At 67.1% G+C, this 23,784-nt stretch carries 22 protein-coding genes; 13 read left to right on the forward strand and 9 right to left on the reverse strand.

Annotated features, from left to right (window positions below; all coding sequences use genetic code 11):
- Nucleotides 1-10 precede the first annotated feature (10 nt).
- Together ACYVJ8_RS15840 and ACYVJ8_RS15845 are read left to right on the forward strand one after the other, a co-directional pair.
- Entirely contained in the window at nt 11-697 is a 687-nt protein-coding gene (locus ACYVJ8_RS15840) for a Fe2+-dependent dioxygenase (RefSeq protein WP_460714157.1), read from the forward strand.
- 29 nt (nt 698-726) lie between these two features.
- A complete protein-coding gene (locus ACYVJ8_RS15845; protein ID WP_460714159.1) occupies nt 727-1,404 on the forward strand; it encodes a PepSY-associated TM helix domain-containing protein in 678 nt (225 codons plus the stop codon).
- A 43-nt stretch (nt 1,405-1,447) separates the two neighbouring features.
- Here the strand turns inward: ACYVJ8_RS15845 and ACYVJ8_RS15850 are convergent, their stop codons facing one another.
- Together ACYVJ8_RS15850 and ACYVJ8_RS15855 are read right to left on the reverse strand one after the other, a co-directional pair.
- On the reverse strand, nt 1,448-2,053 hold the full coding sequence (locus ACYVJ8_RS15850; protein ID WP_460714161.1) for a HutD/Ves family protein: 606 nt from the start codon (nt 2,051-2,053) through the stop codon (nt 1,448-1,450).
- Between the two features lie 226 nt (nt 2,054-2,279).
- On the reverse strand, nt 2,280-2,615 hold the full coding sequence (locus tag ACYVJ8_RS15855; protein ID WP_460714163.1) for a ComEA family DNA-binding protein: 336 nt from the start codon (nt 2,613-2,615) through the stop codon (nt 2,280-2,282).
- 230 nt (nt 2,616-2,845) lie between these two features.
- On the opposite strand from ACYVJ8_RS15855, the gene ACYVJ8_RS15860 reads away from it, so the two are divergent.
- Together ACYVJ8_RS15860 and ACYVJ8_RS15865 are read left to right on the forward strand one after the other, a co-directional pair.
- Nucleotides 2,846-4,336, forward strand: a complete 1,491-nt coding sequence (locus tag ACYVJ8_RS15860) for a M20 family metallopeptidase (protein ID WP_460714165.1) — start codon at nt 2,846-2,848, stop codon at nt 4,334-4,336.
- A 153-nt stretch (nt 4,337-4,489) separates the two neighbouring features.
- A complete protein-coding gene (locus ACYVJ8_RS15865; RefSeq protein ID WP_460714167.1) occupies nt 4,490-4,750 on the forward strand; it encodes a GlsB/YeaQ/YmgE family stress response membrane protein in 261 nt (86 codons plus the stop codon).
- Between the two features lie 49 nt (nt 4,751-4,799).
- Here the strand turns inward: ACYVJ8_RS15865 and cysN are convergent, their stop codons facing one another.
- Together cysN and cysD are read right to left on the reverse strand one after the other, a co-directional pair.
- Complete coding sequence (cysN, locus tag ACYVJ8_RS15870) at nt 4,800-6,701, reverse strand: sulfate adenylyltransferase subunit CysN (RefSeq protein WP_460714169.1); 1,902 nt, start codon at nt 6,699-6,701, stop codon at nt 4,800-4,802.
- Nucleotides 6,701-7,669, reverse strand: coding sequence for a sulfate adenylyltransferase subunit CysD (gene cysD, locus ACYVJ8_RS15875; RefSeq protein ID WP_460714171.1), 969 nt, complete (start codon nt 7,667-7,669; stop codon nt 6,701-6,703). Before cysD ends, cysN begins: the two co-directional genes overlap by 1 nt.
- A gap of 224 nt (nt 7,670-7,893) precedes the next feature.
- On the opposite strand from cysD, the gene ACYVJ8_RS15880 reads away from it, so the two are divergent.
- The 3 genes from ACYVJ8_RS15880 to ACYVJ8_RS15890 are packed head-to-tail and all read left to right on the forward strand — an operon-like array spanning nt 7,894 to nt 12,240.
- Nucleotides 7,894-9,786, forward strand: coding sequence for an assimilatory sulfite reductase (NADPH) flavoprotein subunit (locus ACYVJ8_RS15880; RefSeq protein ID WP_460714173.1), 1,893 nt, complete (start codon nt 7,894-7,896; stop codon nt 9,784-9,786).
- On the forward strand, nt 9,767-11,503 hold the full coding sequence (gene cysI, locus ACYVJ8_RS15885; protein WP_460714424.1) for an assimilatory sulfite reductase (NADPH) hemoprotein subunit: 1,737 nt from the start codon (nt 9,767-9,769) through the stop codon (nt 11,501-11,503). The genes ACYVJ8_RS15880 and cysI overlap by 20 nt, the downstream gene beginning before the upstream one ends.
- Nucleotides 11,500-12,240 carry a phosphoadenylyl-sulfate reductase gene (locus tag ACYVJ8_RS15890; RefSeq protein ID WP_460714175.1) on the forward strand — a complete coding sequence of 247 codons (741 nt, stop codon included), beginning with the start codon at nt 11,500-11,502 and terminating at the stop codon, nt 12,238-12,240. Before cysI ends, ACYVJ8_RS15890 begins: the two co-directional genes overlap by 4 nt.
- A 150-nt stretch (nt 12,241-12,390) precedes the next feature.
- On the opposite strand, the gene ACYVJ8_RS15895 is transcribed toward ACYVJ8_RS15890, so the two are convergent.
- Nucleotides 12,391-13,383, reverse strand: a complete 993-nt coding sequence (locus ACYVJ8_RS15895; RefSeq protein WP_460714177.1) for a LysR family transcriptional regulator — start codon at nt 13,381-13,383, stop codon at nt 12,391-12,393.
- 262 nt (nt 13,384-13,645) lie between these two features.
- Here ACYVJ8_RS15895 and cysG point away from each other — a divergent pair, with 262 nt between their 5' ends.
- The 5 genes from cysG to ACYVJ8_RS15920 all read left to right on the forward strand — a co-directional run bounded on the left by cysG (nt 13,646) and on the right by ACYVJ8_RS15920 (nt 18,561).
- Complete coding sequence (cysG, locus tag ACYVJ8_RS15900) at nt 13,646-15,097, forward strand: siroheme synthase CysG (protein WP_460714179.1); 1,452 nt, start codon at nt 13,646-13,648, stop codon at nt 15,095-15,097.
- A gap of 46 nt (nt 15,098-15,143) precedes the next feature.
- Nucleotides 15,144-16,121: a cysteine synthase A gene (cysK, locus tag ACYVJ8_RS15905; protein WP_460714181.1), complete on the forward strand. Its 978-nt coding sequence runs from the start codon at nt 15,144-15,146 to the stop codon at nt 16,119-16,121.
- 160 nt (nt 16,122-16,281) lie between these two features.
- A complete protein-coding gene (locus tag ACYVJ8_RS15910) occupies nt 16,282-17,286 on the forward strand; it encodes an aminoglycoside phosphotransferase family protein (RefSeq protein ID WP_460714183.1) in 1,005 nt (334 codons plus the stop codon).
- On the forward strand, nt 17,283-18,008 hold the full coding sequence (gene murU, locus ACYVJ8_RS15915; RefSeq protein WP_460714185.1) for an N-acetylmuramate alpha-1-phosphate uridylyltransferase MurU: 726 nt from the start codon (nt 17,283-17,285) through the stop codon (nt 18,006-18,008). Before ACYVJ8_RS15910 ends, murU begins: the two co-directional genes overlap by 4 nt.
- A gap of 22 nt (nt 18,009-18,030) precedes the next feature.
- Nucleotides 18,031-18,561: a nuclear transport factor 2 family protein gene (locus ACYVJ8_RS15920; protein ID WP_460714187.1), complete on the forward strand. Its 531-nt coding sequence runs from the start codon at nt 18,031-18,033 to the stop codon at nt 18,559-18,561.
- Nucleotides 18,562-18,603: 42 nt separating this feature from the next.
- On the opposite strand, the gene ACYVJ8_RS15925 is transcribed toward ACYVJ8_RS15920, so the two are convergent.
- From ACYVJ8_RS15925 to ACYVJ8_RS15940, 4 genes are read right to left on the reverse strand one after another with little or no spacing between them, the layout of a single operon-like run.
- Nucleotides 18,604-19,620: a hypothetical protein gene (locus ACYVJ8_RS15925; protein ID WP_460714188.1), complete on the reverse strand. Its 1,017-nt coding sequence runs from the start codon at nt 19,618-19,620 to the stop codon at nt 18,604-18,606.
- Nucleotides 19,610-20,353, reverse strand: a complete 744-nt coding sequence (gene hda, locus ACYVJ8_RS15930; RefSeq protein ID WP_460714190.1) for a DnaA regulatory inactivator Hda — start codon at nt 20,351-20,353, stop codon at nt 19,610-19,612. The genes ACYVJ8_RS15925 and hda overlap by 11 nt, the downstream gene beginning before the upstream one ends.
- Nucleotides 20,350-21,525, reverse strand: coding sequence for an AI-2E family transporter (locus ACYVJ8_RS15935; protein WP_460714192.1), 1,176 nt, complete (start codon nt 21,523-21,525; stop codon nt 20,350-20,352). Before ACYVJ8_RS15935 ends, hda begins: the two co-directional genes overlap by 4 nt.
- Nucleotides 21,525-22,589 carry a DUF2066 domain-containing protein gene (locus tag ACYVJ8_RS15940; RefSeq protein ID WP_460714194.1) on the reverse strand — a complete coding sequence of 355 codons (1,065 nt, stop codon included), beginning with the start codon at nt 22,587-22,589 and terminating at the stop codon, nt 21,525-21,527. The genes ACYVJ8_RS15935 and ACYVJ8_RS15940 overlap by 1 nt, the downstream gene beginning before the upstream one ends.
- 105 nt (nt 22,590-22,694) lie before the next feature.
- Between ACYVJ8_RS15940 and purM the strand changes: the two genes are divergently transcribed.
- Nucleotides 22,695-23,756, forward strand: coding sequence for a phosphoribosylformylglycinamidine cyclo-ligase (gene purM / locus ACYVJ8_RS15945; RefSeq protein WP_460714425.1), 1,062 nt, complete (start codon nt 22,695-22,697; stop codon nt 23,754-23,756).
- The last annotated feature ends 28 nt before the right edge of the window (nt 23,757-23,784 follow it).

Genomic DNA, 23,784 nt, shown 5'->3' on the forward strand with positions numbered 1-23,784 from the left:
AAGCGCCACGATGCTGCTGCACGTCCCGCAAGTTCTCACCGCCGAACAGGTCGCGCACTTTCGCTCGCGCCTGGCGCAGGCGAGCTGGGCCGATGGCCGCGTCACCGCCGGCTACCAGTCGGCGCAAGCCAAGGACAACGCGCAGCTCGCGGAAGACGATCCGGTCGCGCGTGAACTCGGCGGCATGGTGTTGCAGGCGCTGGCGCGCAATTCGACGTTCTTTTCCGCCGCCCTGCCCCAGCGCATTTATCCGCCGCTGTTCAACCGCTACGGTGGCGGGCAGTCGTTCGGTTTTCACGTCGACAACGCCGTGCGTTACGACCGCTCGCGCGGCGGCGCGGAGCCCATCCGCACCGATCTTTCGGCGACGCTGTTCCTCAGTTCGCCCGACGAATACGACGGCGGCGAGCTGGTGATCGAAGACACTTACGGCACGCAGCAGGTGAAGCTTGCCGCCGGCGATCTGGTGCTCTACCCCGGCACCAGCCTGCACAAGGTCACGCCCGTTACCCGCGGCGAACGCCTGGCGAGTTTCTTCTGGATCCAGAGCATGCTGCGCGAGGACGCGCAACGCCGGCTTATGTTCGAACTGGATGTATCGATCCGCCGCCTCACTCAGGACGTGCCTGAGCATCCTGCGCTGGTGCAACTCACCGGCGTGTACCACAACCTGCTGCGGCGCTGGGCCGAAACCTGACGCCGCCCGATTTCTTCGAACCCGACGCAATGAACGCAACGACCGCCAACGACGCCGCCCTCGCCGCACGCCGCCGCAGCAATACGGCTTATCGCTTCGTGCGCCAGATCCATCTGTGGATAGGCGCATGGGGTGCACTGGCCGCGATCATCTACGGCTTTTCCGGGTTGGTGATGAACAACCGCTTCGGCGACAACGCCTGGCCGCAAGGCGATAGCAACGAGGCGGGCCGGGTCGAGCTGCAGATTCCGGCGGCGGCGCGCAAGTCGCCGGAAGAACTGTCGCTGTGGCTGCGTGAAACCCACCGCCTCGATGCCCAGGTGATCCGCAAGGGTCCGCCGGGCGGCAAGGAAGGTAAGGCCAGCGAGGGCGGACGCAAGGATGGAAAGCAGGCATCCAAATGGAACCTGAGCGGTGGTACCGCCAGCGATTCATGGCAACTGGAATACACGCCGGGCAAAGACACGGCCGAGCTGAAGCGCACTTCGCATTCGCTGCTTGCCGCGATCGGCCGCCTGCACAAGGGCGTGGGCGGCGGGTGGGCCTGGAACCTGCTCGCCGACAGCTTCGCCATCGGCATGCTGCTGCTGGGCCTGTCAGGCATCTGGATGTGGGCGCGCGGACGCACGCCGAAACAGATGGCCGTCAGCATCCTCGCCTTGTCGGTCGTGGTGATCGTGATCGTGCTCGGGCCGGCGCTCGCCTGAGGCGCTGCCCTCGGGTCCAAGCGGAACCCGACCCCGCTGACTATCAGTCGGCGTGCGGGCTTACGCGCACGAGCAGGAGTTCGCCACCGCCTTCGATGACATGCCGCAGGCGCTCGGCTCCCGCCTGCAGCAGCGCGGTATCGCCTGCTTCCAGCGGCGGCAGTCCCGAGCGATCCGAGAAGCGCGCATGGCCCGCGAGCAGGTGCACGGCCCATGTGGTCCCGGGCTCCGCGAAGATGACCATGGGGCCCACCAGCGGCCGATGCCAGAGTTCGGCCTGCACGCGGTCGCGTCGCCACATCAGGTTGAAGTCGTGCGTCGGGCCATCCATTAGCTCGCCGGTGACTTCACGCTCGCCGGCGAAGCGCAGCTTGCTGTGCGGGGGATGAAGTTCATGGACTTCACCGTCGCCGAAACGCAGGCGCATGCCGTTGCCCGACAGCAGCACCAGTTCGCGATCGATCCCGGGAAACGAAGAGAAGGCGGAATCGCGCTCGATTTCCGCGATAGACAGCCGCCAGTTCCAATCGCCGTCCTCCGGCGCCCGATAAATCTCACGCGTCCAGCCCATCTGATTGCGCCAGCGTTCGCGGCGATATTCGTTCGCTGGGATGACCCAAGAGCGGCTGATGGATGCGGATTCGGGCATGCCCCAGTTTAGCGGGGTTGGCCGCACCGCCGGCCACGCGCTTGATCCGACGCTTCCTCCATTGAGGCGCAATCCGCCGGCCTCGCATCCTTTCGCGGCCGGCGACACGTCCTTGTCCAGGCTTGCGCGTTGTCCTCAGGCCTGCGCTTGCAGGTTCTGATCGGTTCCGTGCATCGGACTGCGCGCCTGATCTCCTTGGGGCCTCCTGCCCCAGCCCCCCGCCGCGTCAATGCTTGGTGGGCGCCGGGTGAGCCGCCGGTGTGGCGGGCGCGCGGGCAGGCGCCGGCGCACCGCCGGTGACGACGATGCGGTCGCGGTTCTTTTCCACCGTCTTGAGGCCGATGCCCTTCACCAGGGTCAACTGCTCGGCGCTTTTGAAGGCCCCATTGGCCTTGCGATAGGCCACGATGGCTTCGGCCTTGCTCTTGCCGATATTCAGTAGCACGCGGTCGATGGTCGCCGCGTCGGCGGTGTTGATGTTGACCTTCTCGGCGGCGAGGGCCGCACCGCTGAACAACAGGGCGAGAAGCAGGGTCTGCAGCAAGAGGGCGATCTTTTTCATAAAGGCTCCTTGGTTGATCCGGTCCTTGGTAGTCCGGTCCGTGGCTAAGCCGGCCGCTCCGGCCGGTGTGTCCAGTCTCCCGGCCGCCGCCGGCTCGGCCCAGCGGCGGTCGCCGCACCCGGGGGTAGGACGGAACCGCGTCCGGCGCTGGGAAAAATCCCACCTGCGCTAAACTGCCCGCCCCAACCAACCGGGCTTTTCGCGCGAAAAGTCCGCAGCCGGAAGCCCCGATGGATAGCCGCAAGATCGAGCAGTTCGTGTCCGCCAAGTGGGACGAGGAAATCGTTCCGCAACTCGTCGACTACATCCGCATCCCCAACAAGTCGCCGATGTTCGATGCCGACTGGGTCAAGAACGGCTACATGGATGCCGCCGTGACGCTGATGGAGAAGTGGGGGCGCGCGCAGACCATCCCCGGCATGCAGCTGGAAGTGGTGCGCCTGGAAGGCCGCACGCCGCTGATCTTCATCGACATCCCGGCCAGCAATGGCGGCAGCGACGAAGATTGCGTGATCCTCTACGGCCACCTCGACAAGCAGCCGGAGATGACCGGCTGGGACGAGGACCTCGGCCCCTGGAAGCCGGTGATCAAGGGTGACCGCCTGTACGGCCGCGGTGGCGCTGACGACGGTTATGCGATCTTCGGTTCGCTCACCGCGATCATGGCGCTGCAGCAGCAAGGCGTGCCGCATTCGCGCTGCGTGGTGCTGATCGAGGCCTGCGAGGAATCCGGCAGCTACGACCTGCCCGCGTATGTCGACCATCTCGCCGACCGTATCGGCAAGCCTTCGCTGGTCGTGTGCCTGGATTCGGGTTGCGGCAATTACGAACAGCTGTGGTGCACCACCTCGCTGCGCGGCCTGGCCGGCGGCAACTTCACCGTCAAGGTGCTGGAAGAAGGCGTGCACTCGGGCGACGCGTCCGGGATCGTGCCGTCGAGTTTCCGCCTGCTGCGCCAGCTGCTCTCGCGTATCGAGGACGAAAAGACCGGCCGCATCATCCTCGACGGCCTGCATGTCGAGGTTCCCGCCGAGCGCCTGGAGCAGGCCAAGGAAGCCGCGCGCGTGCTGGACACCGCGATCTTCGACAAATTCCCGCTGCTGCCGGGCATGAAGCCCATGGCAGATGACCTAAGCGAACTCGTGCTCAACCGCACCTGGCGTCCCGCGCTGTCGGTGACCGGCGTGGACGGCATGCCGCCGCTGTCGTCGGCGGGCAACGTGCTGCGCCCCTTCACCGCGGTGAAGCTGTCCCTGCGCCTGCCGCCGACGCTCGAGGGCAAGAAGGCCGGCGAGCTGCTGAAGCAGACGCTGGAAGCCAATCCGCCCAACGGTGCGACGGTCACGCTGGAACTGGAAAAGGCCAGCACCGGCTGGAACGCACCGGCGATGTCGTCCTGGCTGTCGAACGCCATCGACACGGCCAGCCAGGAATTCTTCGGCCAGCCGGCGATGTACATGGGCGAAGGCGGCACGATTCCGTTCATGGGCATGCTGGGCGAGAAGTTCCCGGGCGCGCAGTTCATGATCACCGGCGTGCTGGGCCCGCATTCGAACGCGCACGGTCCGAACGAATTCCTGCATATCCCGATGGGCAAGCGGGTCACCGCCTCGGTGTCGCGCGTGATCGCCGAACACCACCTGGCGAGCCAGCGCGGCGAAACCCGCGGCGTCGTGGCCGTGGCCGGCGGCGAGCACCACGGCGATCACGGCTGCTGCTGATTCACCCTCCGTGTCATGGAAAAGCCCGGCCCCGGCCGGGCTTTTTCGTTGGCCCCTGCGCCCCCGCGCTGCACCGCAGCGTGCCGCCCCCCGCAAGGCTGAATAGGATGGCCCGGCCCCACACCAACCAACGATTCAGCAAGGAGTACCTCCATGTTCGAAGGCGTCATTGGTTACATCATCGGCGGCGCGGTCATCGGCATCCTGGCCCGCTTCTTCAAGCCTGGCGCGGACCCGATGGGCTGGATCCTCACCATCCTGCTGGGCATCGCCGGCGCTCTGGTCGGCAGCCGCGTCGCGGCCATGCTCAACCTGAGCGGCACGCTCGTGGTCTGGGCCTGCGCGATAGTCGCCGCCGTCATCCTGCTCTTCATCTACGAAGCCATCCGCAAGAAGACGCCCAGGGCCGCATGACCCTCGACTCAGGAAGACGAAACCCCGGCCGAAGCCGGGGTTTTGTTTTTCAATCCAGCAGTTGCGCGATCACCCGTTCCGCCAGCGCCTCCGGCGCCTCATTCACCGTGTCCAGCACCAGTTCGGCGTTCTCGGGCGCCTCGTATGGCGAGTCGATACCGGTGAAGTTGGGAATCTTGCCGGCTCGCGCCTTCGCATAGAGGCCCTTCACGTCGCGCCGCTCGGCGACGTCCAGCGGCGTATCCACGAAGACTTCGACGAACTCGCCCGGCTCGAACAGCTCGCGCGCCATCCGCCGTTCGGCGCGGAACGGCGAGATGAAGCTCACCAGCACGATCAGGCCGGCGTCGACCATCAGCCTCGCCACTTCCGCCACGCGGCGGATGTTTTCCACGCGGTCCTCGTCGGTGAAGCCCAGATCCTTGTTGAGCCCATGGCGCACGTTGTCGCCGTCGAGGATGTAGCAGTGGTGCCCCATCGCGTGCAGGCGCTTCTCGACCAGGTTGGCGACCGTCGACTTGCCGGAGCCGGACAGGCCGGTGAACCACACGCAGCGAGGCGCCTGCGCCTTGCTGCGCGCGCGCGCGGCCTTGTCGACATCAACGTGCTGCCAATGGATGTTGCCGGCGCGGCGCAGGGCGAAATCGATCGTGCCGGCCGCCACGGTGGCGTTGCTCTGGCGATCGATGAGGATGAAGCCGCCCAGTTCGCGGTTGTCGGCGTATGCCTCGAAGGGAATGGCGTGGTCGAGGTGCAGGTTGCAGTAGCCGACCTCGTTGAGTTCGAGGTGTTTGGCGGCCAGTTGTTCCTGCGTGTTGACGTCGACCTTGTGTTTGATCTCGGTGACGCTGGCACTGACGGTGCGCGTGCCGATCTTCAGCCAGTACGGACGACCCGGCAGCAGGCGCTGCTCGCCCATCCACAGCACGTGGCCGGCGAACTGGTCGGATACCTGCGGCGGCCGCTGCGCGGCGGCGATCACGTCGCCGCGGCTGATGTCGAGCTCGTCGGCGAGGGTCAGCGTGATCGACTGGCCGGCGACGGCCGCGTCCATATCGCCCTGCGTGCCGATCACCCGTGCTACTTGGGAACGCACGCCGGACGGCAACGCCACGACGACGTCGCCGGGCTTCACGCTGCCCGCGGCCACGGTACCGGCGAAGCCGCGGAAATCCTGATTCGGACGACTGACCCATTGCACCGGGAGACGGAAACCGATGTCGCCGCCGTGCTGGCCGACTTCGACGGTCTCCAGATATTCCAGCAGGCTGATGCCCGCGTACCACGGCGTGTTCGCCGAACCCTTGAGCAGGTTGTCGCCCTTGAGCGCGGACAGCGGAATAGCCGTGATGTGGTCGATGCCGAGTTGCTCGGCCAGTTCGCGGTAACCGGCGACGATCTCGTCGAAGACCGCCTGGTCGTAGCCGACCAGATCCATTTTGTTGACCGCCAGCACCACGTGCCGGATGCCCAGCAACGAGACGATGTAACTGTGCCGGCGCGTCTGCGTCAGCAGACCCTTGCGCGCATCGACCAGCACGACGGCGACGTCGGCGGTCGAGGCGCCGGTCGCCATGTTGCGCGTGTACTGCTCGTGGCCCGGGCAATCGGCGACGATAAACTTGCGCTTGTCGGTACTGAAGAAACGGTAGGCCACGTCGATGGTGATGCCCTGCTCGCGCTCGGCGGCGAGGCCGTCGAGCAGCAGCGCGTAGTCGATGTCGTCGCCCTGGGTGCCGTGGCGGCGGCTGTCCTGGTCGAGCGCGGCGAGCTGGTCCTCGAACAAGCCCTTGCTCTCGTACAGCAACCGGCCGATCAGCGTGCTCTTGCCGTCGTCGACGCTGCCGCAGGTGATGAAGCGCAGCAGGCCCTTGGTTTCGTGCTGATGCAGGTAGGCGGCAACGGCGGCCGCTGCGCTATCGCCTGTCAGGAGCGGGTTCGCGGCGGTCATCAGAAATAGCCCTCCTGCTTCTTCTTCTCCATCGATGCGGAAGGATCGTGGTCGATCACGCGTCCCTGCCTTTCGGAAGTCGTCGCGACCAGCATCTCGGCGATGATCTTCTCCAGCGTGTCCGCATCCGACTCGATCGCGCCGGTGAGCGGATAGCAGCCCAGCGTGCGAAAGCGCACCTGCTTGAACTCGGGCGTTTCGCCCGCGCGCAACGGCAGGCGCTCGTCGTCGACCATGATCAGCGCACCGTCGCGCTCGACCACCGGCCGCTGCGCAGCGAAGTACAGCGAAGGCACCGGAATCTTCTCGCGGAAGATGTAGAGCCACACGTCCAGCTCGGTCCAGTTCGAGATCGGGAAGACACGGACCGATTCGCCCTTGTGGATGCGCGTGTTGTAGAGATTCCACAGTTCGGGTCGCTGGTTCTTGGGATCCCAGCGGTGCTGCTCGTTGCGGAACGAGAAGATGCGTTCTTTCGCGCGCGACTTCTCCTCATCACGCCTTGCACCACCGATCGCCGCATCGAAACCGAACTTGTCCAGCGCCTGCTTCAGCGCCTGCGTCTTCATCACGTCGGTATGCACGGTGGCACCGTGGCTGATCGGCCCGATGCCCTGGGCGATACCGTCCGGGTTGGTGTGCACGTGCAGGGTGACGCCGGTTTCGGCGGCGCGACGGTCGCGGAAAGCGATCATCTCGCGGAACTTCCAGCTCGTGTCTACGTGCAGCAGTGGAATCGGCGGGCGACCGGGCGCGAAGGCCTTGCCCAGCAGATGCAGCAGCACCGAGCTGTCCTTGCCGACCGAATACAGCATCACCGGATTGCGGAAGCCGGCGGCGACCTCGCGCAGGATGTGGATGCTCTCGGCCTCCAGGCGGTCGAGATGGCTGAGGGCGGCCCCGCTGTTGGTTAGCGAGTTCAGGGACAGAGCGTTCAGGACGGAGGGACTCGGAGACGGCAGGGACATCGGCGGACAATCAGGGAAAAGCGGGTCAGCGGAAAGCGGGCACTCACAGACCCCAATCGTGACGCAAATCGGGCCGGGGCGCCCGGTTGGGCTCGGGGCGGCATTATCGCCCGCCCGCCGGCGTGCGAGATGCAGGCTCGGCATAAGCGCATAGCGCGAAGTCCTTTCTCGCCGCGCGATCGCATCACTAGCCTCGCAGCATCGCCTCTTTCCCGAGCTGCACGATGTCCGCCTCGCCCGCCACCGCCTCCGCCCAGAACGGCTCGCCGAACGGCACGCCGGCGGTGGGCGCGCCGCCCCTGTTCTCCCAGGAGCAGGCGACGCTGCTGGAGCAGCTGACCGGCAGCCTGGACGGCTCGGGCCTGTGGTGGCTGTCCGGCTATGCCGCCGGGTTGGCCAAGGCGCAAGGGCTGCCCGCGCAGCGGCCGACGGTCGCGCTGGCGGCCGAAGCCCTGCCCGTGGCGCCGCTGACCATCGTCTATGGCAGCCAGACCGGCAATGCGAAGCGCATGGCCGAAAAGCTCGCGCAGCAGGTCGAAGCGGCAGGACTGCCTGCGCGCCTGGTACGCGCCGACGCTTATGCCACGCGCGAACTGAAGAACGAACGTCACCTCGCCATCGTCATCAGCACGCAGGGCGATGGCGATCCGCCGGACGACGCGCGCGGCTTCTTCGACTTCATCACCGGCAAGCGCGCGCCGCAGCTGCCGCAACTGAATTACGCGGTGCTCGCACTGGGCGACTCCAGTTATCCGCAGTTCTGCGCGATCGGCCGCCGTCTCGACGAGCGTCTGGCCGAGCTTGGTGCGAAGCGCTGGTTGGCACGCGCCGAGGCCGACCTCGATATCGAGACCGTCGCTACGCCCTGGCTGGCCACTGCCCTCGCGGCAGCAAAGGAAGCGCTGAAGCCGCAAGCACCGCTTCCGCTGGCGACGGTCACGCCGCTGCGTCCGCTCGCGGCCGCGGTGAGTGCGTACACGCGCGACAATCCCTTCCACGCCGAGCTGCTGGTCAACCAGCGCATCACCGGGCGCGGCAGGGGCAAAGCGGCTTTTAGCAAGGATGTCCGGCATTTCGAGTTGTCGCTGGAAGGCTCCGGCCTGCATTACGAAGCCGGCGACGCCCTCGGTGTGTGGCCGGTCAATCCGCCGCGCCTGGTCGACGCCGTGCTGGGCACGCTCGAACTCGACGGTGACCAGGCCGTAGCCCACGGCGATCAGACCCTGCCGTTGCGTGACTGGCTGTCGCAGCGGCGCGAACTCACCCGTCTGTCGCGCCCTTTCGTGGCGGCGCACGCGGCGCACGCCAAGAACGCGGAGCTCAACGCCCTGCTCGCCCCCGATCGCGCCACGGACTTCGCCCGCTTGCTGGCGGACCGGCAAGTCATCGATCTGCTCCAGGCCTATCCCGCGGCCTGGACCGGCGAAGAGCTCGTCGCCGCACTGCGCCCCCTGGCGCCGCGCTTGTACTCGATCGCTTCCAGCAGCAAGGCGGTCGGCGAAGAAGCACACCTCACCGTCGCGCATATCGAATACGAGGCCACCGGCCATCCATCCGAAGACAGCCTGCGTTGGGGCGCGGCCTCCAATTTCCTCGCGCGTGCGGCTGAGGGCGAGAAGGTACCCGTCTTCATCGAACACAACGAGCGCTTCCGCCTGCCGAAGGACGGAGCGCGCGACGTCATCCTGGTCGGTCCGGGCACTGGCGTCGCGCCGTTCCGCGGCTTCGTGCAGGAGCGTGCCGCGACCGGCGCCAGCGGACGCAATTGGTTGTTCTTCGGCAATCCGCATGCGCACAGCGATTTCCTCTATCAGCTCGAATGGCAGGACGCGCTGAAGCGCGGCGAGCTGCATCGGCTCGACCTCGCCTTCTCCCGCGACCAGGCGCACAAGGTCTATGTCCAGGACCGACTGCGCGAACACGGCGCCGAGGTCTTCGCCTGGCTCGAAAGCGGCGCCCACCTGTATGTGTGCGGCGACGCGACGCGGATGGCTAAGGACGTGCACGCCGCGCTGCTGGAGATCATCGCGGCGCAGGGCGGCAAGTCGTCCGAAGACGCCGCGGACTACCTCAACGCACTGCAGGCGCAAGGCCGCTATTCGCGCGACGTCTACTGATGGCAACAAAGCAATGAGCACGCATTCCGTCGAAGACATCAAGAAATCCAGCGCCCGTCTGCGCGGCACGCTGCTGGCCTCGCTCGCCGATCCGATCACCGCTGCCCTGGCCGAAGACGACCAGACCCTGATCAAGTACCACGGCAGCTACCAGCAGGACGATCGCGACCTGCGCGAGGAGCGGCGCCAGCAGAAGCTGGAACCCGCGTACCAGTTCATGATCCGCACCCGCACGCCGGGCGGCGTGGTCAGCCCCGAGCAGTGGCTCAAGCTCGACCGCATCGCGACGACTTATGCCGAGCGCGGACTGCGCATCACCACGCGCCAGGCCTTCCAGTTCCACGGCGTAATCAAGCGCGAGCTGAAGTCGACGATGCAGGCCATCAACGCCGCGCTGATCGATACGCTGGCGGCCTGCGGCGACGTCAACCGCAATATCGCCGTGGCGGCCAATCCGCACGAGTCGTCGGCGCATGCGTTCGTGCATGCGCAAGCCGCGGCGCTGTCCACGCGCCTGCTGCCGAATACGCGCGCCTACTACGAGATCTGGCTGGACGAGGAACGTGTCGCCGGCAGCGGCGAGGAAGAGGAGCGCATCTACGGCGAGGCCTACCTGCCGCGCAAGTTCAAGATCGGCTTCGCCATTCCGCCGTACAACGACGTCGACGTGTTCGCGCAGGACCTGGGCTTCATCGCGATCCTCGAAGACGGGCAGGTCGCCGGCTACAACGTCAGCGTCGGCGGCGGCATGGGCGCGACCCATGGCGATGCCGAAACCTACCCGCGCCTGGCGGACGTGATCGGCTTCATCCGCCCGGATCAGCTCGATGCCGTCGCCGAAGCCGTGATCACCACGCAGCGCGACTGGGGCAACCGCGTCGTGCGCAAACGCGCGCGATTGAAGTACACGATCGACGATCGCGGGCTCGCTGCCTTCAAGGCTGAAGTGGAGCGCCGCGCCGGTTTCTCCCTCCCCCCGGCGCGGCGCTTCGACTTCGTCCACAACGGCGATCGCTTCGGCTGGCTGCAGGGCGACAACGGCCTGTGGCACCTGACGCTGCGCATCGTCGCGGGCCGCATCTGGGATCGCGAGCAGCCGCATCTGTCGGGGCTCCGCGAAGTGGCAAAGACGCTGCTGCAGATCGAGGGTAGCGAGCAGGCGCCCGAATTCCGCATGACGGCGAACCAGAACCTGGTGATCGCCAACGTGCCCGCGGACCAGCGTTGGCACATCGATTCGATCGTCGCCTCGCATGGCCTGGGCGAGCACGCGCGCGCCGCACCGGTGCGCCTCAACGCGATCGCCTGCGTCGCGTTGCCGACCTGCGGCTTGGCGATGGCGGAAGCCGAACGCTACCTGCCGGATTTCCTGTCGCGTTTCGAAGCACAGTTGGAAGCGCACGGCCTGCGCGACACACCGATCAACCTGCGCATCAGCGGCTGCCCGAACGGCTGCTCGCGCCCGTACCTGGGCGAGATCGCGCTGGTGGGCAAGGCACCCGGCCGCTACAACCTGATGCTCGGCGCCTCGCACAAGGGCGAACGCCTCAACACCCTGTATCGCGAAAACATCGACGAAGCGGCGATCCTCGCCGCGCTCGACCCGCTGCTCGCGCAATACGCCTCCGCTCGCGAAAGCGGCGAACACTTCGGCGACTTTCTCGTCCGCACGGGCGTCGTCGCCGGCAAGTCACTGCAACTGGAACTGGTCGCATGAGCCCGCCCGATCCCATTACCGCCGCCGAGTCGCCGCGCTCGCTGGATGAACTCAACCAATGGCTGTCGACGCGTTCGGCGCAAGACCGTGTCGCTTGGGGCCTGGCCAACCTCGCCGGCGGCCACGCGCTGTCGTCGAGCTTCGGTGCGCAGGCGGCGGTGTCGCTGCACATGGTGACGCGCCAGCAACCCGATATTCCGGTGGTCCTGATCGACACGGGCTATCTCTTCCCGGAGACCTACCGCTTCGTCGATGAACTCACCGAGCGGCTGTCGCTCAATCTCAAGGTGTATCGCCCGCAGATCGGCATCGCCTGGATGGAAGCGCGCCTGGGCAAGTTGTGGGAACAGGGCGTGGACGGCCTCGACCGCTACAACCGCGTGCGCAAGGTCGAACCCATGCAGCGCGCGTTGCGTGAACTCGGCGCGCGCACGTGGATCTCCGGGATTCGCCGCTCGCAATCGCGCAGCCGCGCGGAGACGCCGTTCCTGCAGCTGCACGACGGCCGCTGGAAGCTGCACCCGCTCGCCGACTGGAGCGACCGCGACGTGTGGAACTACCTGCAGCGGCACGACCTGCCGTACCACCCGCTGTGGCATCAGGGCTACGTCTCCATCGGCGACGTGCATACGACGCGGCGGCTGGAGGAAGGCATGAACGCGGAAGACACGCGCTTCTTCGGCCTCAAGCGCGAGTGCGGGTTGCACGACGATTGGGACAACAGCCAGGCGGCTTGAAGCAAAAGCCGCCCCTCATCCGGTGCTTCGCACCACCTTCTCCCCGCAAGCGGGGAGAAGGAGAATCGCAGTGGATGGCCAACCGGCGCCGTCGCTCATCCGGTGCTTCGCACCACCTTCTCCCCGCAAGCGGGGAGAAGGAATCAGGAATCAGGCGGCCTGCTTCAGCGTCTCACTCAGTTCCGACCAGCTCGGCGGTTCCGGCCAGTCGGCTTCCTGATTGCCGGCGAGGACGCGCTGCAAGTCGCGCTGGTCGATCTGCGGTGCGAGCGCATGCAGCAGCTCGATCGTGTAGTCGCGCAACACGCGTTCGCGCGGTAGCACGGCCCAGGCGATGCATTCGGGGATGGCGTCCGGTGCGGGCAACGCAACCAGGTCGGTGTCTTCGCGCTGATTGACCGCCATCTCGGCGAGCAGGCCGACGCCGAGGCCGGAACGCACGTAGGTCTTGATCAGGTCGGCGTCGCTCGCGGTCATCGACAGTTGCGGCTCCAGGCCGGCCGTTGCGAAGGCGCGGCGCAGCGAGGATTCCGGGCGCGTCGACGATTCGTAGCTGACCAGCGGCTGTGCCGCGAGCTGGGCGAGCGTCGGAGCGATGCTCGTGCGCGCGAGCGGATGCGAGCGCTGCACCAGCACCACCCGCTTCCAGCGGAACAGCGGCACGGCGATACCGCCTGCCGGGACTTCACCGGCCGTGCTGATCAGCGCGAAGTCGGATTCGCCGCGGGCGAGCAGATCGAGCACGTCGCCTTCCGAACTGGGCAGCAGATGCACGCTGACGCGCGGATACACCTTGTGCAGTTGCGCGATCGCGGGCGGCAGCACGAAGCGGGCCTGCGTATGCGTGGTGGCGAGCACGAGGCGACCGTGACCATCGCGGCGCTGGTTGGCGGCGTAGGAGCGGATGTTGGCGGCTTCCGCGAGCAGGCGGCGCGCGTGCGCGAGGACCTGGACGCCGGCGGGGGTGATGCTTTCGAGGCTGCGGCCTTTGCGTGCGAACAGCAGGAAGCCGAGTTCTTCCTCGAGTTGCTTGAGTTGCTTGGACAGGCCGGGCTGCGTGGCGTGGACGCGCTCGGCGGCAAGCGTGATGTTCAGGCCGGAATCGGCGATCGCGGCGAAATAACGGAGCTGCGTGAGGGTCATGGCGGTGTCTGGGGTCGGTCGGGTTGCGGTGTGGCGGCGGCGGCCGGGGCTACGGTGGAAATAAGCGAGTGACACCAGGTAAACAGCGAATATTTCATTTTCGTATCTCTTTATGCGGATGAACGGATAGACCATAACGTCATGACCGGGGCGGTGTCCAGCGCCGGTCATGCCCTGAAGGCATGAAGCCACAGCCGGGGATCATTTCCGCCGCCCGGATCTGAAAGCTAGGTTGCGAAAACGCCCCCAATCAGCGTCTGCCATGTCCGCGCCTCCCCTCTTCCCGCTGTTCACCCGACTCGCCGGCCGCGGCGTCCTGGTGGTTGGCGGTGGCGCCGTGGCCCGCCGCAAGGTCCAGGCCCTGCTGCCCACGGGCGCGCGGATCCGGGTCGGCGCGACCGAACTGGACCCGGATCTGGCCGAGCTGGCCGCCCAGGGCCGGATCGAGGTGCTCCGTGGCAGCTTCGATGCCGCCTGGCTGAAGGACGTATGGCTGGTCGTTGCCGCGACCGACGATGCGGAGGTGAACGGGCACGTCGCCGCCGCGGCGGAGGCACAGCGCATCTGGGCGAACGTGGTCGACGACGCGGAACTCTCGAGCGTCCACCTGCCCGCACGGGTCGAACGCGGCGCCGTGCAGATCGCCATTTCCAGCGGCGGCAGCGCACCGATGCTGGCGCGGCACCTGCGCGAGCAGCTGGAGCGCCAGTTCGACGAGTCGCTCGGTGCGCTCGCCGATCTGCTCACGCAGGCGCGCGACCGCATCCGCACCCGCCTGCCCGACCTGGCGGCGCGGCGGCGCTTCTTCGATCGCGTGCTGCAGGGCGCGATTCCCGGCCTGCTGCGGCAAGGACATACCGCCAAGGCGCGGCGCGAATTCATCGCCGCGCTCGAACAACCGCAATCGACTTTGGCCGGCAGCGTGGCACTGGTCGGCGCCGGTCCGGGCGACCCGGGCCTGCTGACGCTGCGCGCCCTGCGCGTGCTCAACGAAGCCGACGTGATCCTCTACGACCGCCTGGTCAGCACCGAGGTGCTCGCACTGGCGCGCCGCGACGCGGAGTTCATCGAAGTCGGCAAGCGCGTCGGTGGAGACCATCACGCCACCCAGGAACGCATTCACCAACTGCTGGTGGACCACGCGCGCTCGGGCAAGCGCGTGGTGCGGCTCAAGGGCGGCGATCCGTTCGTGTTCGGCCGCGGCGGCGAAGAACTGGAAGTGCTGCGCGCGCACGGCATCGGCTTCGAAGTCGTGCCCGGCATCACCGCCGCGATCGCCTGCGGCGCCTATGCGGGCATTCCACTTACCCATCGCGAACACGCGCAGTCGGTGCGCTTCATCACCGCGCATACCCAGGACGACAGCGACGCCTTCGACTGGGCCGCGCTCGCGCAGGAGAAGCAGACGCTCGCCTTCTATATGGGCGTGTCCGGTCTGGAGCGCATCCGCGACAAGCTGCTCGCGCATGGCCGCTCTGCGGCTACGCCTTTCGCCATCGTGGAGAACGGCACGCGGCCTGAACAGCGGGTCGTGCTCGGGCCCCTGGCCGATCTACCCGAACTTGCACGTTCGAACGAAGTGGGCGCGCCGGCTTTGCTGATCATCGGTGAAGTCGCCGCGCTCGCCGCGCGCCTGCACTGGTTCGGTAGCGAACCCTTAACGGGAGCGGGCGCAGGATGCGATCCGCTCGCCCACCTCGCGCAGGCTGCGTGACCTCGCTGCGTTCAGTCCTGCCCTTCTTGAGTACAGATCCCCCAACATGACTATTTACAACAGCATCCTGGACACCATCGGGTCCACGCCCATCGTCAAGCTGCATCGCATCGCGCCCAAGCACGTCACGCTGTACGCGAAGAACGAAGCCTTCAATCCCGGCGGTTCGGTCAAGGACCGCCTCGCCCTGGCCATCGTGCTCGACGCGGAGCAGAAAGGCGTGCTCAAGCCGGGCCAGACGATCATCGAAGCGACCTCCGGCAACACCGGCGTCGCGCTGGCGATGGTGGCGGCCGCGCGCGGCTATCCGTTCGTGGCGGTGATGTCGGATTCGTTCTCCATCGAACGGCGCAAGCTGATGCGCGCCTACGGTGCGAAGGTGATCCTGACGCCCGCCGCGGAACGCGGCAGCGGCATGGTGCGCAGGGCGAAGGAACTCGCCGAACGGCACGGCTGGTTCCTCGCGCGCCAGTTCGAGAACGAAGCCAATCCGGCCTACCACCGCAGCACCACCGGGCCGGAAATCCTGCGCGATTTCGCCGGCCAGCGCCTCGACTACTTCGTCAGCGGCTGGGGCACCGGCGGCACGATCACGGGAGCGGGCGAAGTGCTCAAGCTCGCGCGTCCGGGGCTCAAGGTCATCGCCAGCGAACCGGCCGGCGCTGCGCTGCTATCGGGCAAGGAGTGGCAGCCGCACAAGATCCAGGGCTGGACGCCGGACTTCCTGCCCGCGGTGCTGAGCCGCACGATCGCCGACGAAATCCTGCCGGTCGATGAAGTGGTCGCACGCGACACCGCACGCCGTCTCGCGACGGAAGAAGGATTGTTCGTCGGCATCTCCGCCGGCGCGACGATAGCCGCCGCCCTGCAGGTCGCCGAGCGCGCGCCGGAAGGCACGGTGCTGCTGGCGATGCTGCCCGACACCGGCGAGCGTTATCTCTCAACCTTCCTGTTCGAAGGCGTCAGCGAAGGCTCCGATGACGAGTGGTTGGCGTCGCTGGAGGCCACTCCGGCCGCCGCCTGACGAGACCGGTGAGGCGTAGCAACAGCAGCTCGCTGCGCTCGCGCCCCTCACCCGCCCTTCGGGCACCCTCTCCCCGCAAGCGGGGAGAGGGAAAAACTCAGGTCGCAGCAAGCCGGTGATCCTGCGGTTACTCTTCGCGTCTGGTCCGAAGACGCACCGCATGAGCACCACCGACACCTCCGATCGCGACACCACTCGACTCGCCTGGGCCCGCGCCGCCACCGGCGATCCCGCGCTGGAACTGCAGCGCGCCTCCGTCGACGCCGGTTTCCGCAGCTATTGGCGGGCGCAGACACGCGATGGCAGCCGCATCGTCATGGATTCCCCACCTGGGCTGGAGGACGTGCGTCCCTGGCTGCGCATGCGCGATCTGCTCGAAGCCGGCGGCGTGCGCGTGCCGCAGGTGCTGGTGCAGGACGTCGAGGCCGGATTCCTGCTGCTCGAGGATCTCGGCGGCCCGACGCTGGCGCAGGTGATCGACGCCGACAATGCCGATGCGCATTTCGAGTCCGCGGTGGGTCAGCTGCTGAAGCTGCAGAAGATCGCGCCGCCGCAAGGCATGGGCGAATTCGGCGAGGCGCTGCTGCAACGTGACGCGGGGCTGTTCGAGGAATGGTTCCTGCGCCGTCATCTCGGCGTCGAACTCGATTGCGGCGAGGCCGAGAAACTGCAACTGGTGCAACGCCGCCTGATGGACAACGCGCTGTCGCAGGCACGCGTGCTGACCCATCGCGACTTCATGCCGCGCAACCTGATGCCCGTGGCCGACGGTCCTGCGGTACTCGACTTCCAGGACTGCGTCAGTGGGCCGATCGCTTATGACCCTGTGAGCCTGTTCAAGGATGCGTTCCTGAGCTGGCCGCTCGCGCGCGTCGATGATTGGCTGGCGCGCTATCACGCGCGCGCGCAGCAGGCAGGATTGCCGGTGCCGCCACTGGCGCAATTCCAGCGCGACGCGGACTGGCTCGGCGTGCAACGCCATCTGAAGATCCTCGGCATCTTCTCGCGCCTGCACTACCGCGACGGCAAGTCGAAATACCTGCCCGATGCACCGCGTTTCATCGTCTATCTCGACGAAGTACTGCCGCGTTACGCCGAACTGGCGCCGTTGCGCGAACTGCTCGAAGCGCGCATCCGCCCCGCCATGGAGCGCGCCGCCGCATGAAAGCACTGATCTTCGCCGCCGGCCTGGGCGAACGCATGCGGCCACTGACCAACCACACGCCCAAGCCGCTGCTGGTCGCCGGCGGCAAGCCGCTGATCGCGTGGCATCTGGAGAAGCTCGCGGCGATCGGCGTACGCGATATCGTCATCAATACCAGCTGGCTGGCGGAACAGTTCCCCGCCACGCTGGGCGACGGCGAACGCTGGGGACTGCGCCTGCATTTTTCCTATGAAGGCCCGACGCCGCTCGAGACGGGCGGCGGCATGTGGCATGCGCTGGACCGGCTCGCCGAAGGCGATTCGCCCTGGCTGGCGGTGAACGGCGATATCTGGAGCGATTACGACTTCGCGAACTTGCCGCGCAGCCTCGATGGCGATGCGCACCTGGTGCTCGTCGACAATCCGGCGCAGCATCCCCGCGGCGATTTCGCGCTCGATGCCGAAGGACGCCTGCTCGACCATGGCGAGGCGCGCCTGACCTTCTCGGGCATCGGCCTGTACCGCCCCACGCTGTTCGCGCACTGGCGCGAAATCATCGGCAATGCGCCCGGCGCGGACGAAACACCGCCGCGTTTCAAGCTGGCCCCGCTGTTGCGCGCCTCGATGGCGCAAGGCCATATCAGCGGCGAACATCACACCGGGCGCTGGACGGACGTAGGCACGCCCGAACGTCTATCGCGTCTCGATGCCGAGTTGACGGTCTCAACCGGCCAAGTTTCCTGACCTCTCGAACAAGGAGTCGTTCTTGAAAGCCCTTTCCCTGCTGCTCTGCTGCCTCTTGCCCCTCGCCGTGCACGCAAGCGAGACAACTTCGTCGCGCGAAGCCAGCGCGAAGAAGGAGATCGAGGCCGTCGTCGAAACCTTCCGCACGGCGATCATCGCGCGCGACAAAGAGCGCTTCACTCAACTGTTCCTGCATGACGGCACTACCTGGCAGCGCGTTCTGAGCGACGAAGGCCTGCGGCGCGTCCGCGAAAAGAATCCGCAGGCGACGAAGGTCCGGGTCAATCCGGAAAGCACCTATCGCACTTTTATCGAAGGCATTGCGGCCAACGAAAAGAGCAGCGAGGAAACGTTCGAGAACGTGCGTATCGACACCGATGGCGACATCGCCTCGGTCTGGTTCGACTACAGCTTCAAGTCCGACGGCCGCCGCACCAACTACGGCAAGGAGGCCTGGCATCTGGTCAACACCGAAGGCGGCTGGAAGATCGTGTCCGTGGTGTGGTCCGTGATTCCGGTGCCGCCGGAGTCACCGCCGAAGCCGGCTCGATAAGCTCCGGTCGGGCGCGGCGGCGCGGATTGCGCCGCCCGCGCTTCACCTTGAAACGTGCAAGGTGCGTGTCTGCGCAGTCGTCGTGTCGAGAAGGGTGAAGTCCATGCCGTCCTCGCGCGTGATCTGTCCGAGATCGTAGAGCAGGACCTGGTTGGCGGCGCCTTGCCAGAAACCGACGATCATGTCGATGGGATGCACTTGCGGTATCGGGTGTACTCGTCCTTCCGCGTCCACGATGACCCGCTCCTCCTGGTAGAGCCGCTCGGGAGGCCGGCGCACGTAGTAGTGCAGCAGCACCGCGGGACGCATCGGATCGGCCGAGGGAACGATGTCGATCATGGACAGCGAATGCACTTCCTCGCTGCCGCGCATGGCCGGATATTCGAACGACACGGGTGCGAATCCGCTGCAGCCGGTGGCCAGCCACAGGTTCAACACGCGGCCCTCGGCCGCGGCGAGATAAGTGACATCGCGCGCCGGATAGCGGACGACGGCAAGCGCGGCCAGGTCGTAGGGCCCACCCTTCGCATCGATCGCCAGTGCCTGGGCGGGCAACGCGATCGTGCAGGGCTCGCTTTCCGCGCCGACGACAAGGTCGTTGCCGTTGAGCGACAGGCGCTCGCCGCGTTCGCCTGCCTGGAAGACGCGCGGCCCGCTTCCGATGTCGTAGCTGCAAGCGCCTTGTTGCGTGAGCAGACCATGGCATCGGGCAACGTCGAGGCCACCGTCGCCGATCACGAAATCGGGATCGGGACTTGCGCCGGTGCGAGAGTCGTAGCGATAAACGACCGGAATGTCCTCGGTGTGCAATCCCACTGCAGCTTCCCTGATCGACGTAGCGCGGAACGACGCGCTGTCCACGACCACCGGATCGTTGTCGAAGCCATTGAATCCGCCGCCGCGATAACGGGCCTGGCGCCAGACCACGACGGCGCCCTGCTCCCGATTGAGGACACCGGCCATCGACCAGCGCGGAGCGGGCGCGCAAGCCGACACACCCAGCGACAGCGCCAGCGCGGCGCAGCACGCCGTCAGGATCCGCGAGAAGTCAGCGGCCATGTTGTCCTCCGTCGGCCCCGAGGACTTCGCGCAGGAACGGCACCGTCACCCGCCGCTGCGCCGCGAGCGAGGCGCGATCGAGTTGGTCGAGCAAAGCGGTGAGGCCGACGAGGTCGCGGCCGACGCGCTTGAGCAGCCAATCCAGCGCGGAATCCTCCAGCACCAGGCCGCGCCGCTGCGCGCGTTGTTGCAGTACTTCGCGCCGCCCTTCGTCGTCCAGGGGCGACAAGGTGATGCGCGTGCACTGGCCCAGGCGCGAACGCAGATCCGGCAGGGTCAGACCGATGGCATCGGGAATGTCGCGTGCCGCATAAATCAGCGCGACGCCCGCGGCGCGCGCGCGGTTGTGCGCGTCGAACAGGGCGACCTCGTCATCGCGATTCCCGGCGATGACGTCGAGGCCATCCAAGGCGATCAGATCGTTGCCCTCCAGCGCCTGCAGCGCGTCGCGTACGCGACCGGCCGCGGCGATCAGCGGCAGATACGCGGCGCGCTGGCCTGCGGCTTCGGCCGCCGCGCAAGTCGCCAGCAACAGGTGCGTCTTGCCCACACCGGCGGGACCCGCAAGATACGTGGCATCGCGCGCGAGGGACGCCTGCGCGCCCGCGCCTGCCAGCGTGCGCAACTGCTCGATCGCACCCGCCGGAGCACGCACGAACGTCTCCAGACGCTGGTCCGGCGGGTAACGCAGTGCCAGCGGCAGCTGCGGCACCCCTTGCACGCCACGGCTCACTTCGACTCGTGCTCCGCGGTCTCGGTCTCGGCCGGCGCGGAAGCGACCGGCTCGGTTGCCGCGATGCTCGCGGCCTTCACGGCCTTTTCGCCCGCATACAGACGGCTGTGCGTGTAGCGCTGTTCCGCATAGCGCAGCAGCACGTTCGCGACCGCCGCCACCGGCAACGCCAGCAACATGCCGAGGAAACCGAACAACTGCCCGCCCGCCAGCACGGCGAAGATCACCGCCGCCGGATGCAGGCCGATGCGGTCGCCCACGAGCTTGGGCGTGAGCCAGTAGCTCTCGATCACCTGGCCGATGCCGAAGACGACGAGCACACCGGCGAGGTGTTCCCAATCGCCGTACTGCACCAGCGCGGCGATGCAACCCAGGATGATGCCGCTAGCCGGGCCCAGGTAAGGCACGAAGGTCAGCAGGCCGGCGATCAGGCCGATCAGGATGCCCAGGTCGAGCCCCACGCCCCACAGCCCCAGGCCATACATCACGCCGAGGATGATCATCACCAGGAACTGCCCGCGCAGGAAGGCACCGAGCACATCGCTGGACTCGCGCGCGAGCCGCGAAGCGGTGCCCAAATGCGCGCGCGGAATCAGCGAAGCCACGCGTGCCACCAGCAGGTCCCAGTCGCGCAGGAAGAAGAACGTCAGCACCGGCAGCAGCGCTATGTTGGCAATCATCGCGAGCACCGCGAAACCCGAGCGCGACAGATAACCGAGCAACGTGGTGGCGATGCCGCCGGCGCGCTCCCAGTTGGTGCGGATCAGTTCGAGCAGATGGTTGAAGTCGAGCCAGGTGGCGATCTGCATTCCCGTGCGCGCTTCCAGCCACGGGATGGCGGTCAGCAGCAGCCAGTCGCGGTAATGCGGCATCGAAGCGATCAGCGTGGCGATCTGACGCTCGATCAGCGGGACCAGGATCACCAGCACCAGCAATACGACCAGCGCCATCCCGGTGAAGACCAGCGTCACCGCGGTATTGCGCGAGCGACCGGTGCGCTGCAGGCGATCGACCAGCGGATCGCCCAGCCAGCCCAGCAACGCGGCGAGCACGAACGGCGTCAGCACCGGCGCCAGCAGCCACAGCAGCCACAGCGCGCCCAGGCCGAGCGCCGTCCATTGCAGGCGCCGCAGGAAGCGGGCGATTTCGTGCAGGGAAGCGTGCGAGTCCATCAGCGCAACCGATAGACCGACGCGTCGCCTTCGACGACGGGAGCGATCACCTCGTCGCGCTCGGTCATGCGCTTGAAGCCGGCCAGACCCGAAGTGAGCTCGAGCGCGAAGGTGACACCCTCGCCCGTGGCTCGCTGCGGCGTGATCTTGCCCACGATGCCGAGCTTGTCCAGGTAACCGGCCAGGCGCATGTAGTCGTCGCTGCTGTCGATACCGGTGAAGGTGACGGCGTAAACGCCGGGGGGGCTGGCGGTGCCGCGCTTGGCGTAGCGCTTGGTCAGCGCATCCGCCGCGCCGTCGGCGCCGGTGGCGATGACGCGGCGCGCATCGGTATCCGTGGTGCTCCAGCTGGACAGCACCTTGCCGTTGTCGACGAAGGTCCAATCGCCCTTCCAGCCGGCGTCGCTGCGGTAGACCTTGCCGACCAGCTGCATCGGCGGCGAATAGCGCAGGGACGCGCGCGCGATCGCGGCGTTGTCACCGCGCCAGATCGCGCCGACGCTGGCCTGCTCGGCCGCGTTGCCCGTGGGCAATCCGAGGGCGTAGCCGCGCTCCTTGGCGCGATTGAGCGCCGAACGCGCGGCGTTCGCCTGCGACAGGCCGACCAGGCGCGGGCCCTTGCCGTCGTCGATCGCCAGCCACAGCACCGGCTTGGGCCGCGGCATCGGCCAGACCGGCAGGCCGACGGTTTCGATGAGGTCGTCCACCTGTTCCTGGTCGAAGCGCACGATCAGGGTGGTGCCGAAGGTCGGCGCGCCGGTCGGGCCCACGCCTTCGTCCTGGCGGTAGTCGTAGCTCTTCACATAGTCCTTGGCCCGGCGCAGCTCCTGGCCCACGCCCGGCTGCCCGGCCACGCTCCTCATGCCTGCGAGCCGGCCCAGTACGGTCGACAGCGCGCGTGCGAAGCCCGTGTTGCGCTCGGGCTCGCCCTGCCCGTTCACGTTCACTTCGGCCTCGTACGGGCCCTGTGCGCCGGCACGATCGCCTTCCACGCGCTGTGCCGCCGCGGCAAAGCTCACCAGCAGCAGGGCGGCCAGCCAGAAACCTCGAAATGCACGCACCATTGCTGTCCCTGGTCATCGGAATCGAAGGAAATGGTGCCGTACGGGCTCCAGGACGTCCATTCGCCGTCGTCACGGCTGGTAAAATCGCCGTTCTTCCGCCTCACGATCGCCTCTGTGACCCCGCCTCCAGTGAACAACCCTACTCCGCTCACCTACCGTGACGCCGGCGTCGACATCGACGCGGGCAATGAAGTCGTCGAACGCATCAAGCCGGCGATCAAGCGGACACTGCGCCCGGAAGTGCTGGGCGGCGGCATCGGCGGCTTCGGCGGACTTTTTGACATTTCCGGCAAGTACAAGGAGCCGGTGCTGGTGTCCGGCACCGACGGCGTGGGCACCAAGCTGATCCTCGCCAAGCAGCTCAACCGCCACGACACCATCGGCATCGACCTGGTCGCGATGTGCGTCAACGACGTGCTGGTGCAGGGCGCCGAGCCCCTGTTCTTCCTCGACTACTTCGCCACCGGCAAGCTCGATGTCGCAACCACCGTGGACGTGGTCGGCGGGATCGCCAAGGGCTGCGAGATCGCCGGATGCGCGCTGATCGGCGGCGAAACCGCGGAAATGCCCGACATGTACCCACCGGGCGAATACGACCTGGCCGGCTTCACCGTCGGCGCCGTGGAAAAGGCCAAGCTGATCGACGGCAGCCGCGTGCAGCAGGGCGACGTGCTCATCGGCATCGCCTCCAGCGGCCCGCATTCCAACGGTTATTCGCTGATCCGCAAGATCCTGGCGCGTGCCGGCAACCCCTTGGACCTGGACCTCGGCGGCGTAACGCTGGCCGACGCGCTCATGGAGCCCACGCGCATCTACGTGAAGCCGGTGCTGGAACTGCTGCGCAAGCACGACCTGCACGCGATGGCCCACGTCACCGGCGGCGCGCTGGTCGAAAAGATCATCCGCGTCGTGCCCAAGCCGCTGGGCCTGGAGATCGACACCTCCGCCTGGCCGTTGCCGCCGGTCTTCGAGTGGCTGCAGCGCGAAGGCAATGTGCCGCGCGAGGAAATGTGGCGCACGTTCAACTGCGGCGTCGGCTTCGTGCTGATGGTGGCGCCGGGCGACGCCGCCGCCGTGCAGGCGGATCTGGTCGGGCTTGGCCTGGACAACTGGCAGATCGGCCACGTCGTCGAAGCCGGCGACGGCGAGCGCCTGCGCATTACCTGAGCACGTCGCGGGGTCCGCCGACTCCGCT

The organism is Lysobacter terrae (assembly GCF_054782215.1).